We start from the raw sequence: 16,078 nt of genomic DNA, 5'->3' as shown, positions 1-16,078 counted from the left end.
AGCTTTTGTTAAAGTATGTTAACAGGTGTTAAATTTTAGCGCAGAATGAAAAATTACACGGAAATTGGTGTTGTGATCGGGCATTTACATTACTCCGGTCTTTAAAACAAATACTAAACAAAACCTAATGACAAAACTTTACACATCATCCCTTGTGCAGTATAAAAATATAAACAACATGCTAGGTTGGCTGTGCTTTGCAATTGCTTCAACCACTTATGTCCTTACGTTAGAGCCATCCGTTAGCTTTTGGGATTGCGGCGAATTTATATCATGCGCCTATCGCTTACAGGTTTCGCACCAGCCGGGGTATCCTTTATTTGCCATGCTGGGTAAAGCGTTCTCCTTACTGTCGTTCGGCAACAATGCCAAAGTTCCGTATTTCACCAATTTAATGTCGGCGCTCGCAAGCGGCGCAACTATTATGTTTTTGTTTTGGACGATAACTGCACTGGCCAAAAAGCTGCTTAACAGCAAAGACGGGTCGGCCGAAGGTCAGCAGCTATACCTCATTATGGGGGCGGGGTTGGTTGGGGCGCTGGCCTTTACTTACACCGATACATTTTGGTTCTCCGCTGTTGAAACCATCGTATTTGCTTTATCATCATTGTGCACCGCAGTTGTTTTTTGGGCGATATTAAAGTGGGATGCGCATGCAGATGAAGCTGGTGCCGATAAATGGATTGTGCTGATTGCTTACATTGTGGGCCTTTCTATTGGTATCCACTTACTTAACTTGTTAACTATCCCAGCTGTTGCCATGGTGTATTATTTCCGCAGGTATAACAACATCACCCTTAAAAGCGGACTAATGGCTTTTTTAATAAGTATTGTTATACTTGGCCTGGTCCAGTTCGGTATAAGGGGATACACTATTTATTTTGCAGCCTGGGCCGACCTCTTTTTTGTAAATACTCTTGGCCTCGGCTTTGGTAGCGGCGCGGCCGTATTTTGTTTGTTATTAGCTGGTGCTATTGCAGCGGGGATCTGGTACAGCATTCGCAGTAAAAAGCCAATGCTAAACATGGTGCTTTTATGCCTGGCCTTCATTTATTTCGGCTATAGTTCATTTGTTTATATACCCATAAGAGCTACCGCCAATACCGATCTGAATAATTCCCATCCTGACAATGCCTTTACCCTGTACAGCTACCTGAACCGCATTCAATACGGAGAAACCCCTTTGTTGACAGGGCCTTATTTTGATGCTAAGATTATTGATCAGAAGGATGGCGGCGTCATTTATCAAAAGGGCAAAACCAGGTATGAAAGTGCCGGCCGAAAATCAGATTATGTGTATGATCATAATACCTTTTTGCCGCGTATGTGGAGTACGGAGTCAGACCCGTATTATGCACAAAATGTACAATTCTATAAGCAATGGCTGCAACTGGCCGATGGGCAATCGCCCACGTTTGCAGACAATATGAAATGGATGTTCAGCTGGCAGATGTACCAGATGTATTTCCGGTACTTTTTGTGGAATTTTGTTGGTCGTTACAATGAAATGGGAGGGCAGCAAAGCACCGAAGATTTAAACGGTAACTGGACAAGCGGTATTTTTGATGGTAGCAAACATCTCCCCAAATCAATAAAGCAGGGAACAAACTATGCACCTTTGTATGCGCTGCCATTTGTATTGGGTTTGTTGGGTGCAGCCTATCATTTTAAACGTAAAAAACGAGATGCCCTGGTCATTGCCTTACTTTTCTTTTTTACGGGAATAGCAATAGTATTATATGTCAATCAAAATTCGCTGCAACCCCGGGAACGGGATTATTCTTACGTGGGTTCATTTTATGCCTTTGCGATCTGGATAGGGTTGGGGGTAATTGCCCTGGCCGAAATTGCCCGTTTAAAGCTGAATGCAAAGTTTGCTGCAATCGGCTCCTTTGCCATATGTATGCTCGCTGTACCTGTTTTGCTGGCTTTTAAAGAGTGGAAGGGGCATGACAGGTCGACAAAAATGATCGCGCATGACATGGCATATAACTTTTTAATCTCATGTCCCAAAAATGCTATCCTGTTTACTTATGGCGATAATGATACTTACTCGCTATGGTACGACCAGGAAGTTGAAGGCATCAGGCCGGATGTGCGCATTGTATGTTTGAGTTTGTTTAGCGGCGACTGGTACATTCACCAGATGCAGAAAAAAATGAACCAATCTGCGCCGCTGCCCATCACGCTTAACTTTGACAAGTATAAAGCAGGAACCCGCGATGTCATCTACTTTAACGATGCCAAAATACCCGGATCTGTAGAGGTGAAGGATGTATTCGATTTTATAACATCTGATGATAGTCGCACCAAAATAAGTTACCAAAGCGGCGATGTGTTAAACTATTTGCCAACCAAAAACTTTAAGCTCACCATTAATCCGGATGAGGTGGTAAAAAAAGGGGTGGTTACCCCGCAGCAAAAGGATAAACTTGCCGGCGCTATGGAATGGAAATTTGCGGGCAACTACGTTACAAAAGATAACCTGGCCATGATTGATATAATGGCACACAACAATTGGGACAGGCCAATATGTTTTACCACAACTATGGGACCCGATAACATGTTTGGCTTGCAACCTTACCTTTACAAAGAAGGCTTTGTGTATCACCTCATCCCATTTAAAAACGATACGGCGTCGGCAGGGTTCACTAAAACCAATAGCCTGGTGATGTACGATAATGTTGTGAATAAATTCAAATTCGGTAATTATAAAAAGGCTAAATATTTGGACGACGTATCATTAACCCAATTCTATTTAACCATGGAATTTACTTTTAGCGACCTGGCCCAGGGGCTGATCAAAGACGGGCACCGTGACCTGGCTTTAAATGCCATCCATAAATTTGATGAGCAAATGCCGGATATTAATCCAGACATTGATACTGCTACCCATAAATTCTTCCTTGCGGAAACTGCATATAATCTTGGGGATAAAACGCTGGCTACAAAATATGTAAAAGGCGTTGCAGGCTTTATTTCAGATCAGCTGGATTATAATTATAATCTTCTGAAAGACAATAAGCCGAATATCGACCATCGTACCGTTCAGCTTGGTATTCAGCTGTTAAATAGTATGGCCGATACCACACGTGATAACAATGAAATGGAATTGAGCAAACAATTGCAGGCCCAACTTAAGGATTACGGCAAGAAATTTGCTGTATTAATGCGGTAATACCTTTTATAGAAAACTTACGAAGATTATTCCGGAAAATCCCAAAACAGCTCAATTATCCGGTTAAACTTCGTAAGTTTATCTTACTTATAAGCCTTTCATGAAAGTATTATTCCTGCTCTTTACGCTATTGTGTTTTGCCTTTTATACCAGTGCGCAAACCAACGAAGGGACATTTAAAGCAGATCTGGGTGCCGGTTATGCTATTCCCTCCCAAGGGTTTGGCGTAAAACCAGGAGTGACATTTGTTGCTGAACCCCATTATTATCTATCGCAAAATTTTGCGCTGGGGTTAAGATTTGAAGGCGCGTTGCTTGGATACGAAGCACAGTATAACGATGAGCTTTTTTCGTTCTTCGGATCATCGGCCATAACTAGCGACTATTATTTTACAAAAGGACGCACCCGCACGTTTTTAGGCATAGGTACCGGCCTTTTTACAAGGCATTATATATTTAATGAATACGATTATGAAAATGATCAATTTTATACCTCGGGCTATGGCGCAATAAAATTAGGTTTTTTAGGGCGGATAGGATTAGAAGCCGGCCACATCAGGATTGCGGCTTCATACAATGTAATTGGCGCAAACTTCAGCTATTCCGCATTCACCATTGGCTATATTATAGGCGAATGAGTTTTTTTAAAGAGTTGCTCATCGGTGAATTTTTTTCCTTGTTTATTTTATTTTTTTACTATTCAGACAACTGGCATGTTAATAGCTACGTATTTATAAATAAATATTTATGCCCTTTATATCAGCAACCGCAAAAATAGACTTACCCTATAAAACTGATCAATTAAAAGTTAAACAGCAGGCCCTGGAGTTATTTTCTGAAAACTTTCCCGAAGCTAACCGCCTGATCTTCGCCTTTGATAACACGGAGATCAAATACCGGAACTTTTGTAAACCGCTTAGTTATTACGCCAAACCGAATACTTTTGAGGAGAGAAATAAGGAATACATAAATATTGCTTTGGATTATTCTGTACAGGCTGCAGAAGATTGTATAAAAAAGGCAGGCATTAATAAGGAGGACATTACAGATATTCTTTTTGTTTCTACTACCGGCCTTGCTACTCCCAGCCTTGATGGGATGATCATTAATCGTATGCGGCTCAACCCCCATGTTAACCGGTCGCCGTTATGGGGGCTAGGCTGTGGTGGAGGCGTTTCAGGTATGGCAAAGGCAAATACAGTAGCCAAAGCAAACCCGAACGCTGTTGTTTTGCTGGTTGCAGTGGAGTTGTGTTCGTTAACCCTGATAAAAAGTGATTACAGCAAAAGTAATTTTATAGGTTCAAGTCTTTTCTCAGACGGGATTGCGGCCTGTATCGTAAAAGGCGACAATCACAAAAATGATAGCGCAGTTAGCTACGTTGACGCATCGAGTAAATTATATTATGATTCATTGGAAGTAATGGGCTGGGATTTCCAGGACACAGGCTTTAAGGTGCTGTTTTCAAAAGATATTCCCTCATTTATCCATGAGCACATCAAAGGTGATATTGACGAGTTTTTGGCGAAGCATCAGTTACGGATGAGTGATATCAAGAACTTTATTTTTCATCCGGGGGGGAAAAAGGTGCTGGATGCTTACCAGGATACGCTGGGTGTAGAGGGCGATTTTTTGAAAACAACCCGCGAGGTAATGAACAATTATGGTAATATGTCAAGTGCTACCGTGTTATATGTGCTCGAAAAATTTATGCGCGAGGGCTTTCAGAAAGGCTACGCCTTGATGCTTTCAATGGGTCCCGGTTTTTCGAGCGAAATGGTGCTGTTGCGGATTAGTTGATTATGTTAGATTGGGTTGGATTGAGTTGATTATGTTTGAGCTCAAGTTAAGACCCGACAAAAAGTAACTTAATCAACCACTCACACAATTAACTTAAAAATGTACTTCATCATATTCATATCGTTACTGATCATCCAACGCCTTTCGGAACTGGTTATAGCGCGCCGTAATGAGAAATGGTTATTAAGCCAGGGAGCTGTGCAATATGGGCAAAATCATTACCCTTTTATGATTGCCATGCATACCCTGTTCATAATTTCAATAATTGCCGAGTATAATTTAAAGAGAGGGACGGAGATCAGTTGGCTTTTCCTTGGCGTTTTCCTCGCAGTCCTGCTATTTAAATTTTGGGCACTGTCGTCATTGGGGAAATACTGGAATACAAAGATCTACCGTGTTCCCGGAGTTTACCCGGTAAAGCGCGGTCCGTATAGGTTTTTAAAGCACCCCAATTACATAGAGGTGGTGTGTGAAATAGCCTTTATCCCGTTAGTTTTCCATTTGTACTACACAGCTATAATTTTCACCATTTTAAATGCCGCTATGCTGAGTGTAAGAATTACGGTAGAAAATAAGGTTTGGGCAGATGTCTGAGACTAGAGGCTGAAGATCAGTAGGAGAAAAGTTTAACTGATCTTCAGTCTCTGATCGCTAATCACTACCTCCGCTCATCATACACGCCAAATTCAGCTATGGAAGGCTGGTGGTCTGATTTTTCAATCCACATCCTCACCTTGCTACCCCAAACACGTTCAAAACGGTTAACTTTTACGCTTTTGTTATTTTCACCATCAAAAAGGGTTTTCCATTGGCCGTTTGAAAAATATTCTAAACGGTATTTGCTGATGTTGGCCTTTTCCTCGGCTATACTGATGGCATTAAAGGCCTTATCTTTATCAAAATCAATTTCGTACCAGGGTTTATCAACGGTAGGATTGGAAACCCACGACGATGTAAAATCGTCATCGTTAGCCTGGTCCATAATGTTGCTGTCATCACTCCAGCTTGAGCTTGCCGGTTGTTTTTTAGCGATATTTGATGAAATGATTGGGGCATCAAGTTCAGGTAGTTTTTTAACGGAGCCTTCATTGTGCCATAATTTACCTATTTCTTTTAACGCAGCCAACGCATTGTCATCAAACAAACCGTCGCGGTTAGGGGCAACATTTAATATGAAATTGCAATCAACATTGTTTAAAGGAATAATGGTTTCATTAACCAGTTTTGCCGCATCTTTAACAGGCTCATTCGGGAAATTGGTTTTCCAGAACCATGCTTTTTGAAGCGGAAGGCAGGCCAAAGCAGGCATGTGGTTGCTTTCTTTAGACACACGCTGACCAGCACCCATTTCGTAAGTTTTTATATCAGTGTAGTACAAACCCTCGGCAGGGTACTTGGCGCCGTTAAGGTCCATTATTACGCAGTTGGGCTGTAACGATTTTACCAGGTGATAAATATCATCAAACGGTATATCGTCATAAGTAATACGCGACCAGGGGGCATCCCAGCCGTCAATGATCAAAGCAGAAATCTCTCCGTAATTACTGAGCAGTTCAGTTATCTGTGCTTTTACCATAGCGATATGTTTAGGCGTGATCATGTTGGGGCGCAGGCGGTGATGCGTATCCAGTATAGAATAATATAACATCACCTTTAATCCGTTCTTTCTAAAGGCATCTGTAAACTCTTTAACCACATCCTTTTTTAAGGGACTGTTCATTACGTTATAGTCGGTTGTTTTGGTATCCCAAATACAAAAACCGCTATGGTGTTTGGTAGTTAAACAGCCGTAGGTCATATTGGCTGATTTTGCAGCCTTTGCCCACTGGTCGCAATTCAACTTTGTAGGATTAAATATCGCCGGTGATGCGTCCGGGTCAGGCCAATCCTGGTTCATATAAGTCGGAATATTGAAATGGATAAACATTCCGAACCGCAGATCAACAAACTGCTGCTGGAGTTGTGACAATGGAGCAGTTGCTTTTGAGGCGGAATTTTGAGCGGTACCAATATTTGACAGATGCAAAAAGGACAAAAAAAGGAGGCAGGAGATCAGTTTTTTATTCATTCCCAAATCTATAAAATTTACGAAAGCTGTTTGTAGCAGATAAATATTTTTTTAACCAGTAAAGTCCATCCAAAATCTTATAATTGCATAAACCTAATTTGTACAATGGCAAGCTTTTTCTCGAAATTTAATATCAAGCTACTGGTAATTCATTTTATTGCGTTATGGTTTTTCATCTACGCTTTTCAAACGCTGGCCTACTTATACGATTTTAATTTCCTGATCTTTTTGCCGGTTGAAGCCCGGATAAACGATGTGCCGAGGGTGAATTTCGACATGAAATTAGTTGCGCAAGCCGGGTTAGTTGGCGCAATTGCCGGGTATATCATTTCGTGGCGCATTTCGTTAAAACGCAATTGGTTTTGGTTAAACTCCGTACTAATATTTGTTTTAATTTATGTGTTAAAGCTTTATGACCTTTTAGGCTGGAGCAAACTGCAAAAAGTTTTCCTTTTACCAGGGCAGATCTTCAGGTTAAATACCCGTACATTTTATGTTACCAATGGCCTTATAATGCTTGCTATTGGTTGCTGCCTGCTATTTTCGGAAAGGATAAAAGATTTTATTGATGGGAAGCGAAATGTAACCGGTAAAGGAAAAAATATAGGAAAAATAAAATCAGCCAAACGTTAAATAATACGTCAGGCCATTCAGCCTGCTTTTTGGCTTGTAAAGAGCATATTCTTTCGCCGTCCCAATTTTTAGCTTGGTTATTCCAAATTTTATTTCGCTTATAGCTAGCTATAAGCAGTTTAAAATCTTATTTTTAGCGCCTCAAAATTGGCACAATAGTTCAGTTGGTTTTGAGTTAACAGGAACAGGAAAATGAAGGTTTTAAAATTTGGCGGAACATCAGTTGGCAGTCCTGAAAGGATGAGGAAACTCCTTGATATTATTGATCCGTCCCAGCGGCAGATAGTGGTACTGTCGGCAGTGTCCGGTACCACAAATTGTTTGGTTGAAATAGGGCAGGCATATTTGGAAGGTGATAAAAATAAAGCAACAGGCCTTATCAGTGCATTAAAAAACAAATATGAAGTCTTTATAAAGGAACTGTTTGTCACACCCGAATACCTTCAGCAGGGTAAAGAAGTAATTAACTATCATTTTGAACTGCTCAGTAATCTTGCTAATGACCTGTTTACCTCCATTGAACAAAAAGTAATACTGGCGCAGGGCGAACTGCTCTCCACAACATTATATCATGTTTATTTAAAGGAAATTGGTGTTCCATCGGTATTGTTACCCGCGCTGGATTTTATGAAGACCGACGAGGATAACGAACCGGTTGTTGAATACATAACCACGCACCTGTTGCCTCTGCTGGATAAACATCCCGATAATAAATTATTTATAACCCAGGGTTATATTTGCCGTAATAGCTTTGGCGAAATTGATAACCTGCGCCGCGGTGGCAGTGATTATACCGCGTCGTTGATAGGAGCGGGTATCGGCAGCGAGGAAGTTCAGATCTGGACGGATATCGACGGGATGCACAACAACGATCCGCGGATTGTTAAGGGGACCAGGCCTATAGCGCAGCTTTCGTTTGATGAGGCGGCTGAGCTGGCTTATTTCGGTGCAAAGATCCTGCATCCGCAAAGCGTATTCCCCGCTCAAAAATATAAGATTCCGGTACGCCTTTTAAATACTATGGAGCCCGCCGCTCCGGGAACGCTGATTTCGGCAGCGAGCGAGAAGGATGGGATCAAATCAATAGCTGCCAAAGATGATATCACGGCCATAAAGATCCAGTCAAGCAGGATGCTTTTGGCGCATGGCTTTTTGCGCCGTGTTTTTGAAGTTTTTGAACGGTATAAAACATCAATTGATATGATAACCACCTCTGAAGTTGCCGTATCGCTAACCATTGATGACACCACCTACCTGGAAGATATTAAAAAAGAGCTTTTGGCGTTTGGGACAGTTGATATAGATACCTGTCAAACCATTATTTGCGTGGTGGGCGATTTTGGTGCCGAGAAACATGGTTATGCTGCCCGCGTGCTGGAAGCCATAAAACATATCCCGGTGCGAATGATCTCTTACGGGGGCAGCGACCATAACATGTCCTTGTTGGTAGGTACCCCAGACAAAGTTGAGGCCTTAAGAAGTTTACATAACAGGCTTTTTTAGCCCCACCGGGTTCTTTCCAAAAGAGAAGATTGTAAAATGTGCGGAGCTATGATCTCTCCTTTCGGAGGGGATTTAGGGGAGGCACTAATTAATAAGATAGAAAATGTTCGATAAAAATACCATAGCCCGTTTACAAAGTTTAGAAACGCCGTTTTACTACTATCACCTGGATGTTTTGCGTAAAACGTTAGAAGCCTGCAAAGCGGCATCATCAAAACATGGTTTTCATGTGCATTATGCAATGAAAGCTAATTTTAATCCGCTTGTGCTTGATATTATAAGAGAGTACGGCTTTGGGGCGGATTGTGTTAGCGGTAACGAGGTAAAGGCTGCCATAGCCCATGGCTTTGGCAAAGAAAATATCGTTTTTGCAGGTGTCGGCAAATCTGACAAAGAAATAAACCTGGCGCTTGACGAGGATATTTTTTGCTTTAATGCCGAATCTGTCCAGGAGCTGCATGTTATAGACGAGCTGGCAAAAGCCAAAAACAAGGTAGCTAAAATTGCTATCCGTATTAACCCTAACGTTGATGCGCACACCCATCATTTTATAACAACCGGGCTTGACGAAAATAAGTTCGGCATTAATACCTGGCAGTTGCCTGAAGTAGCCACAGCATTACGCAATTGCGCTAACCTGCAGTTTCTGGGTATTCATTTCCATATTGGCTCACAAATTACCGATATGGAAGTTTACAAGAACTTATGCACGCGGATAAACGAGATCCAGGATTGGTTTGAAGACCGCGGCTTTACCATAAAAGTGCTGAATACAGGCGGCGGACTGGGTATTGATTATCAAAATCCGGATACCAATAGCATCAGCGATTTTGAAAGCTATTTTAAGGTTTTTAAACAGTTTTTAAATGTAAAACCCGGTCAGGAGGTTCATTTTGAACTGGGGCGCGCACTGGTTGGGCAAAGTGCTTCTTTAATTTCAAGGGTGCTATATGTTAAAAACGGTCAAAAGAAAAATTTCCTGGTTTTAGATGCCGGTATGACAGAACTTATCCGCCCTATGCTTTACCAGGCTTATCATTTGATAGAGAATTTGAGTAGGAAGTCCGAAAGCAAGGATTCACAAAGTTACAAATACGATGTGGTTGGGCCCATTTGCGAGAGCACGGATTGTTTTCAAAAGGACGTTGACCTGCCAGAATCGTTCCGGGGCGACCTGATTGCTGTGCGCACGGCAGGTGCTTATGGTGAGGTAATGGCTTCGTCATATAATTTGAGGGATAGGGTGGCAAGCATTTATTCGGAAGAATAATAAGTAACAACTTAAAGGTTTAGTAAGCATGAAAAAAGCAATTGTTGTAGGCGCATCATCAGGCATAGGCCGGCAGCTTGCTGTTTTATTGGCTGCCAATGGCTACAAAGTTGGTATAACCGGCAGGCGTGACCAACTGCTGCTAAACCTTCAATCAACAAACCCCCAACAATTTATTGTATCCATTTTTGATGTAACCGATGTTGACGCAGTTCCGCAGCAACTTAAGCAGCTTACTAATGAACTTGGCGGGCTTGATCTGCTGGTGGTAAGCTCCGGAACAGGTAAAATTAATCCGGCGCTTGATACAGGTATTGAACAAAGTATTAACACGTTAAATGTTGCAGGTTTTACAGCCGTAATAAACTGGGCATTTAACTTTTTTCAAAAGCAGAGTTTCGGTCATTTAGTAGCAATTACGTCAATTGCCGGCGTTAGGGGCAGCAGGCAGGCACCGGCTTATTTTGCATCAAAAGCTTACCAAATAAACTACCTGGAAGGCTTAAGGCAAAAAGCAAAGCAAACCAAATTGCCAATTTATGTTACAGATGTGCGCCCCGGTTTTGTGGATACAGCTATGGCAGCAGGCGAGAACCTGTTTTGGGTTGCACCGGTTGAAAAGGCGGCATTACAGATCAATAAAGCCATTGAAAATAAAAGAGATGTGGTTTACGTTACCAAACGCTGGCGGATAGTGGGTTTCTTATTTTGGATCTTACCTAAAGCTATTCATAAAAATCTTTAATAGAAAACACCGGGATACATACTTATTAAAAACTTGCTTCCATCTTTTGGTCCCTTATCTCTATCCGCTAACTCAAAACTTATACCCAAATCGTACAAAAATATTACTGCCCACTTCAAAAGTGCCGAAGTAATTTTTAAAAGTGATAAAATAGCTTGCCTTGGGATAGATCTTCCGAAACATTCTTGAGGTTGAAGTCTCATCACTATAATAGGTGTCATCCAAATTGTTATGCCCAACAGTAGTGCCTAAAAAGCCCCTGATGCCATGCTGGAAAGTATTGTCATTTCGATTGTGAAAGATCACTTCAGTTGTTAGGCCGATAGAAAAAAGATCTGTTCGCGGGTCAACATAGTAGCCACCCTGTGCATTTAATGATTTTCTGAAGTCAGCATAACTACCAAATTCATGGCTGTAAGCAGCTTCCATCCCGATAAACCTAAAATCCACATTGCCCGAGGTTACAAACGCATTAGCCGAAAACCTGCCGCCCACAGCACTAAAAAATTTATCGCTAAAGTATTCGGGCTGAGTTTTGTCGCCCGAGCCATTCTGGTAATCACCAAAAACAGCAAAGCCGCCGTAAGCGATATTAAAATTATTGAAAACGTGGCCGCGGCTCATGTTAACCTGGCCGCTGATCAACAGGTCATTCAGATTAGTATTGGAATAACCGCCAAGCCCCGCCGAAACATAAGTTAATGACTTAGCCGTATCAAAAGATGTAGGTTTTGGTTGATAGGCGATGTCCTGGTGATAAAGCGCGGGCGTATAAACATGAGAGCAAGAGGCAAATAGTATGACAACAGCCAGCAAAGGGAGTAAAAATTTCAATTTCATAATTCCGGGTTTACTACGCTAAAGATATAATATATTTTAGCGCAGGTACGCAATAAGGTTATGCAACGCTACAGCCTTTATCTTTATTGCATCCTCCCCGGACGCTAAACGGACGTTAACTGATGATGGATTTCACTGCAGCGTCTTCATAATCTTTAGCAAAACACAAGATATTGTTAAGATAATCAAACTCATCAATTTCGTGGGTGGTGGTTATAACCACGGTTTCCATGCCAGCATTAGCCGCCGCCTCTGCGCCTTTCGGTACATCTTCAAACACAATACAATCCATCGGGCTAACATTTAACAATTCAGCCGCTTTTAAATAGGTTTCGGGGTGGGGCTTGCTTAAAATAACATCATCGGCGCTTACTATTGCTTTAAAATAGTGCCTAAGGTTAAGATTGTCCAATACAAAATCAATATTAAAAGGGATGGCTGCGGAACCTATTGCCATTGGGATGCCCTGCTGGTACGCTTTCTCTAAAAACGTGTTAAGTCCGGGTAAAAGCTTTAGGTGTGGTAAAAATTCAGCCTGGTATTTCTTTTCTTTTTCCAGCGACAGGTGTACCATTTCATCCATGGTAAAACGGTCGGGCCCAAACATTCTCACCAGCACTTCGGGGTTTTTACCATACATCTGCGGTTTTACTTCATCCCACGTAAAGTTGCCCCCCAGCTCATCATTAAAAAGTGTTTGCCATGCTCGGGTATGATAGGTCATATCATCAATCATGGTGCCGTTAAGGTCGAAAATAAAGGCCTTCATGTATATAAATTAGCATACAGACTGTTTAAAATAACAGTCGTCATTTTCGGCAAAAATAATGTTTAATAAAATAATGGCGGAATAAATCTGAACAGTATTGTTAAACGTATTTAATTATAATTATTATAACCTGAATAACAGTACGTTAATAACCCGCTAACAGGGGATAGTTAAGATGTGGCTAAATAATTAAGGATAGCGCGCTGGGGCGATATGTGCGATTAATTGATTTTTAGCAAAGCCCGTTTAGCAGTAGCTGAAGGGCTTTTTTATTTTATGGCTTTTCACTTCTTTGCCTTTCGTGTCAAAACAAAATAGTTGATTTGCAAATAATAATGACTACCTTGCCGCCTTTAATAAATAAAATAATGCAAAAAGAAGGAACAGTAAAATTTTTCAATGAAACAAAAGGTTTTGGATTTATTACACCAAGTGCTGGTGGCCAGGACGTATTTGTTCATTCAACAGGTCTAATCGATGAAATTCGTGAAAATGATAAAGTGGAGTTTGAAGTTGAAAACGGAAGAAAAGGCTTAAATGCGGTAAATGTAAAGGTTATTTAATTATAATATAATCATTAAGCGTACAGGCATTCATTTTAAAATGGATGCCTTTTTTGTGCCTTTTACCTCCGTGCCGGACGGGACATAGTAACAATACTTCTGTTTAAAGCTCTGCTTTGCAAAGCGGTTAAGTAAAATACAAAAGAAGCATTTTTAAAAAATGAAAACAAAACACTGGCATTGTTCTTGTATTAAGGTAATCATCTAAATTCAGAAAATATGAAAGATCAGACAAGAGTTATAGCAGCACTATTAATAGGAGCAGCAGCGGGAGCAGCATTAGGATTATTGCTGGCACCGGAAAAAGGTGAGAAAACGCGCGAAGATATTGCCGATTATATTAATGACCTGGTTGAAGCAGCTAAAGACAAAGCGCAAAATACATCGAGCGGTATTAAAGAATATGGTAATACTATTTTTGACAAAGCGCGTTCAACATTCAGCGGTATAGCTGACACAGTGTCTGATTACAGAGACACTGCAGTTGAAACTGCAAAGGGAAAAGCCAGCGAACTTAAAGATCGGGCACAATCTAAATTTGACGAAGCTAAATCGACCGTTAAAAATGGAGCTAACGACCTGAATCATTCAGTTCAGAATTCCTAAATATTCGATTTGATATCATAAACAAAGAAACCCGGCTATAGGCCGGGTTTCTTTGTTTGGGGCAGACTTAATCCTTTTGCCGCCTTAGGGTGTATTATTTAGCAGTCCATTTATTATTGCTTTCATCAGCATCCATAAATATTCCACCATCAATTACTACAGAAGCAGCTGTTTTGGTGGTTTTAATATTTACAGCTATTTGCTTTTGATTATGCTCCCAAACGGCCGGAGTTTGGTGGAAAGTTGTAGTAGTGCCATCGGTATAAGTTATCTTCACATCAAAAGGAACTGCGAAACCGCCTATATTTTGAATCGCCAGCATGTAGCCGCCGGTTGCTTTGGTTACTTTTTGTAAATTAAGGTCGATGTAGCCGTTGCTGAAGAACCAGTTGTTAAAGAACCAGTTAAGGTTTCTACCCGATCCGCTGCTCATGGAGTTGAAATAATCCCATGGAATAGGATGTTTTCCGTTCCAGTTGTCCATATAAGTATGTAGCGCTTTTTTAAACAGGTCATCACCAAGCATATCTTTTAAAGCAAAATAGCTTAAAGATGGTTTTCCGTAAGAGTTGTTACCAAAACCGCCCCTTAATTCACTGGTAGGGGTAATAATCGGCAGATCTTCGGCAGTTGAACGATCATGGATCCATTGGTTTACCCGGAAACCTTTGTATAACTGTTCAGCCTTTTCTTTACCTACTTCTGAGGTGCCTATTAACAGCTCGAATGTTGTGGCCCACCCCTCATCCATAAATGAATAACGGCTTTCGTTTATCCCCATGTAAAATGGGAACCAGGTGTGTGCAATTTCATGGTCCTGTACAAATTGTGAAAACCCGATATCGTCCGTATGGCTGTCATTCACCATCATCGGGTATTCCATATCGGCAAAACCCTGGAAAGCGGTCATTTTTGGAAACGGGTACGGAACACCGGGCCAGTTTTGTGATAACCAGCTTAACGAGTGGCGCCCTGCCTGCACAGAGTGATGAAAGTCAGCTGCTGCATCTAAAAATGCTGCCTGCATGCTTGCTCTTCGGCCCGTTTTAGTATCCACGATGGCGCTGGCTGCGTCCCAGTCGTAATGATCACTTACACCTACGGCCATGTCGCTGATATTATTGGCGGTCCATGTCCAGGTATTCGTGCTATTTTGTGTCGTTATGTTTTTCTTTGCCAGGTCCTCTTTTGTGGCAATATGGATAGTTGAATCGCTGGTGAAGGATTTTTTCAGCCTTTCCGCATATTCAGGCTGGAGAACCTGGTTAGCATTTTGTAAGGTACCGGTGGCCCAAACCAAATAGTTTTTAGGAACGGTAACATTAAGGGTATAGTCGTTAAAATCGTTATAGAACTCCTGCGCATCTAAAAAGGGTAGGGTGTCCCAACCGTTATAGTCATCATATACTGATACACGCGGATAAAAATAAGCCATGTAATAGGTGGTTGAGTCTATCATGCCTTCGCGGCCACTTTCTTTGGAGATTTCGAAGTGCCAGGTAATGTCCAACTTTACAGAATCGTGGGGCATTAACGGTTTTGGCAGACCTATCATTTGGTTGGTATTGGCTGCCTGCTTGTTATTCCATGGCTTTTTTGTTCCGTTTATAAATATCGAGTCAACCTGGACACCGGGTGTAAGGTAATCATCACTGGCACTGCCAAAACGGGCAACTCCAGGGCGGTGAATGTTGAGAATCAGTTTCATATTCAACCTTTTCAGGGTATCAGGGCTGTTGTTGAAATAAAAGATCTGCTCAACGCCTTTTATGTTCCTTTCGGGCGGCAGTGCGGTGATAGATATGTTATAGCGGCCGTGATTTTGCCAATAATTTTTACCTGGTTTGCCATCCATTGCCCTTGTTCCTTTGTTAAAGGCGTGCTGAATATCGCGCGGCATGTACAGGTTTTGTGCCTGGGCCTGGAATAAAACCAGGCTGCAAACAGCACCTACAATAATTGATTTAAACATTTGATGTAAAATTTTATGAGCAAATAAACAGATTTAAGCCAATATTATATGGAGGAAATAAAATAAAAGACAATTTATATGGTATGAGACGCATGGAAATTGAAATAATTACATTTCCGTTAAAAAAATTAA

General features: G+C 41.3%; 14 protein-coding genes. 10 read left to right on the top strand and 4 right to left on the bottom strand.

The window, feature by feature from the left end:
- Positions 1–127 precede the first annotated feature (127 nt).
- From MuYL_RS16515 to MuYL_RS16500, 4 genes are all read left to right on the top strand, one after another.
- The gene (locus tag MuYL_RS16515; RefSeq protein ID WP_245845592.1) at positions 128–3,178 is read left to right on the top strand and encodes a glycosyltransferase family 117 protein; all 3,051 of its coding nucleotides are present in this window, start codon (positions 128–130) and stop codon (positions 3,176–3,178) included.
- Between the two features lie 100 nt (positions 3,179–3,278).
- Positions 3,279–3,815: a hypothetical protein gene (locus tag MuYL_RS16510; protein ID WP_094571611.1), complete on the top strand. Its 537-nt coding sequence runs from the start codon at positions 3,279–3,281 to the stop codon at positions 3,813–3,815.
- Positions 3,816–3,924: 109 nt separating this feature from the next.
- Positions 3,925–4,977, top strand: a complete 1,053-nt coding sequence (locus tag MuYL_RS16505) for a type III polyketide synthase (RefSeq protein WP_094571610.1) — start codon at positions 3,925–3,927, stop codon at positions 4,975–4,977.
- Positions 4,978–5,076: 99 nt separating this feature from the next.
- Positions 5,077–5,571: an isoprenylcysteine carboxyl methyltransferase family protein gene (locus tag MuYL_RS16500; RefSeq protein ID WP_094571609.1), complete on the top strand. Its 495-nt coding sequence runs from the start codon at positions 5,077–5,079 to the stop codon at positions 5,569–5,571.
- A gap of 64 nt (positions 5,572–5,635) precedes the next feature.
- On the opposite strand, the gene MuYL_RS16495 is transcribed toward MuYL_RS16500, so the two are convergent.
- Positions 5,636–7,045, bottom strand: a complete 1,410-nt coding sequence (locus MuYL_RS16495) for an alpha-L-fucosidase (RefSeq protein ID WP_094571608.1) — start codon at positions 7,043–7,045, stop codon at positions 5,636–5,638.
- A gap of 105 nt (positions 7,046–7,150) precedes the next feature.
- Here MuYL_RS16495 and MuYL_RS16490 point away from each other — a divergent pair, with 105 nt between their 5' ends.
- The 4 genes from MuYL_RS16490 to MuYL_RS16475 all read left to right on the top strand — a co-directional run bounded on the left by MuYL_RS16490 (position 7,151) and on the right by MuYL_RS16475 (position 11,196).
- The gene (locus MuYL_RS16490; protein WP_094571607.1) at positions 7,151–7,678 is read left to right on the top strand and encodes a hypothetical protein; all 528 of its coding nucleotides are present in this window, start codon (positions 7,151–7,153) and stop codon (positions 7,676–7,678) included.
- Between the two features lie 192 nt (positions 7,679–7,870).
- Positions 7,871–9,181 (top strand): aspartate kinase, encoded by a 1,311-nt coding sequence (locus MuYL_RS16485; RefSeq protein WP_094571606.1) that lies wholly within the window; start codon positions 7,871–7,873, stop codon positions 9,179–9,181.
- 103 nt (positions 9,182–9,284) lie between these two features.
- Positions 9,285–10,451, top strand: coding sequence for a diaminopimelate decarboxylase (lysA, locus tag MuYL_RS16480; RefSeq protein WP_094571605.1), 1,167 nt, complete (start codon positions 9,285–9,287; stop codon positions 10,449–10,451).
- Positions 10,452–10,479: 28 nt separating this feature from the next.
- On the top strand, positions 10,480–11,196 hold the full coding sequence (locus tag MuYL_RS16475) for an SDR family NAD(P)-dependent oxidoreductase (protein ID WP_094571604.1): 717 nt from the start codon (positions 10,480–10,482) through the stop codon (positions 11,194–11,196).
- Between the two features lie 72 nt (positions 11,197–11,268).
- Here the strand turns inward: MuYL_RS16475 and MuYL_RS16470 are convergent, their stop codons facing one another.
- Complete coding sequence (locus MuYL_RS16470; RefSeq protein ID WP_094571603.1) at positions 11,269–12,036, bottom strand: hypothetical protein; 768 nt, start codon at positions 12,034–12,036, stop codon at positions 11,269–11,271.
- 115 nt (positions 12,037–12,151) lie between these two features.
- On the bottom strand, positions 12,152–12,805 hold the full coding sequence (locus MuYL_RS16465; RefSeq protein WP_094571602.1) for an HAD family hydrolase: 654 nt from the start codon (positions 12,803–12,805) through the stop codon (positions 12,152–12,154).
- Positions 12,806–13,173: 368 nt separating this feature from the next.
- On the opposite strand from MuYL_RS16465, the gene MuYL_RS16460 reads away from it, so the two are divergent.
- Entirely contained in the window at positions 13,174–13,368 is a 195-nt protein-coding gene (locus MuYL_RS16460) for a cold-shock protein (RefSeq protein WP_073404972.1), read from the top strand.
- A gap of 219 nt (positions 13,369–13,587) precedes the next feature.
- Complete coding sequence (locus MuYL_RS16455; protein ID WP_094571601.1) at positions 13,588–13,974, top strand: YtxH domain-containing protein; 387 nt, start codon at positions 13,588–13,590, stop codon at positions 13,972–13,974.
- 94 nt (positions 13,975–14,068) lie between these two features.
- On the opposite strand, the gene MuYL_RS16450 is transcribed toward MuYL_RS16455, so the two are convergent.
- On the bottom strand, positions 14,069–15,946 hold the full coding sequence (locus MuYL_RS16450) for a M1 family metallopeptidase (RefSeq protein WP_094571600.1): 1,878 nt from the start codon (positions 15,944–15,946) through the stop codon (positions 14,069–14,071).
- Between the last annotated feature and the right edge of the window lie 132 nt (positions 15,947–16,078).

Source organism: Mucilaginibacter xinganensis (genome assembly GCF_002257585.1).
Taxonomy (GTDB): domain Bacteria; phylum Bacteroidota; class Bacteroidia; order Sphingobacteriales; family Sphingobacteriaceae; genus Mucilaginibacter; species Mucilaginibacter xinganensis.
This window is presented reverse-complemented; position numbering and strand designations above follow the sequence as displayed.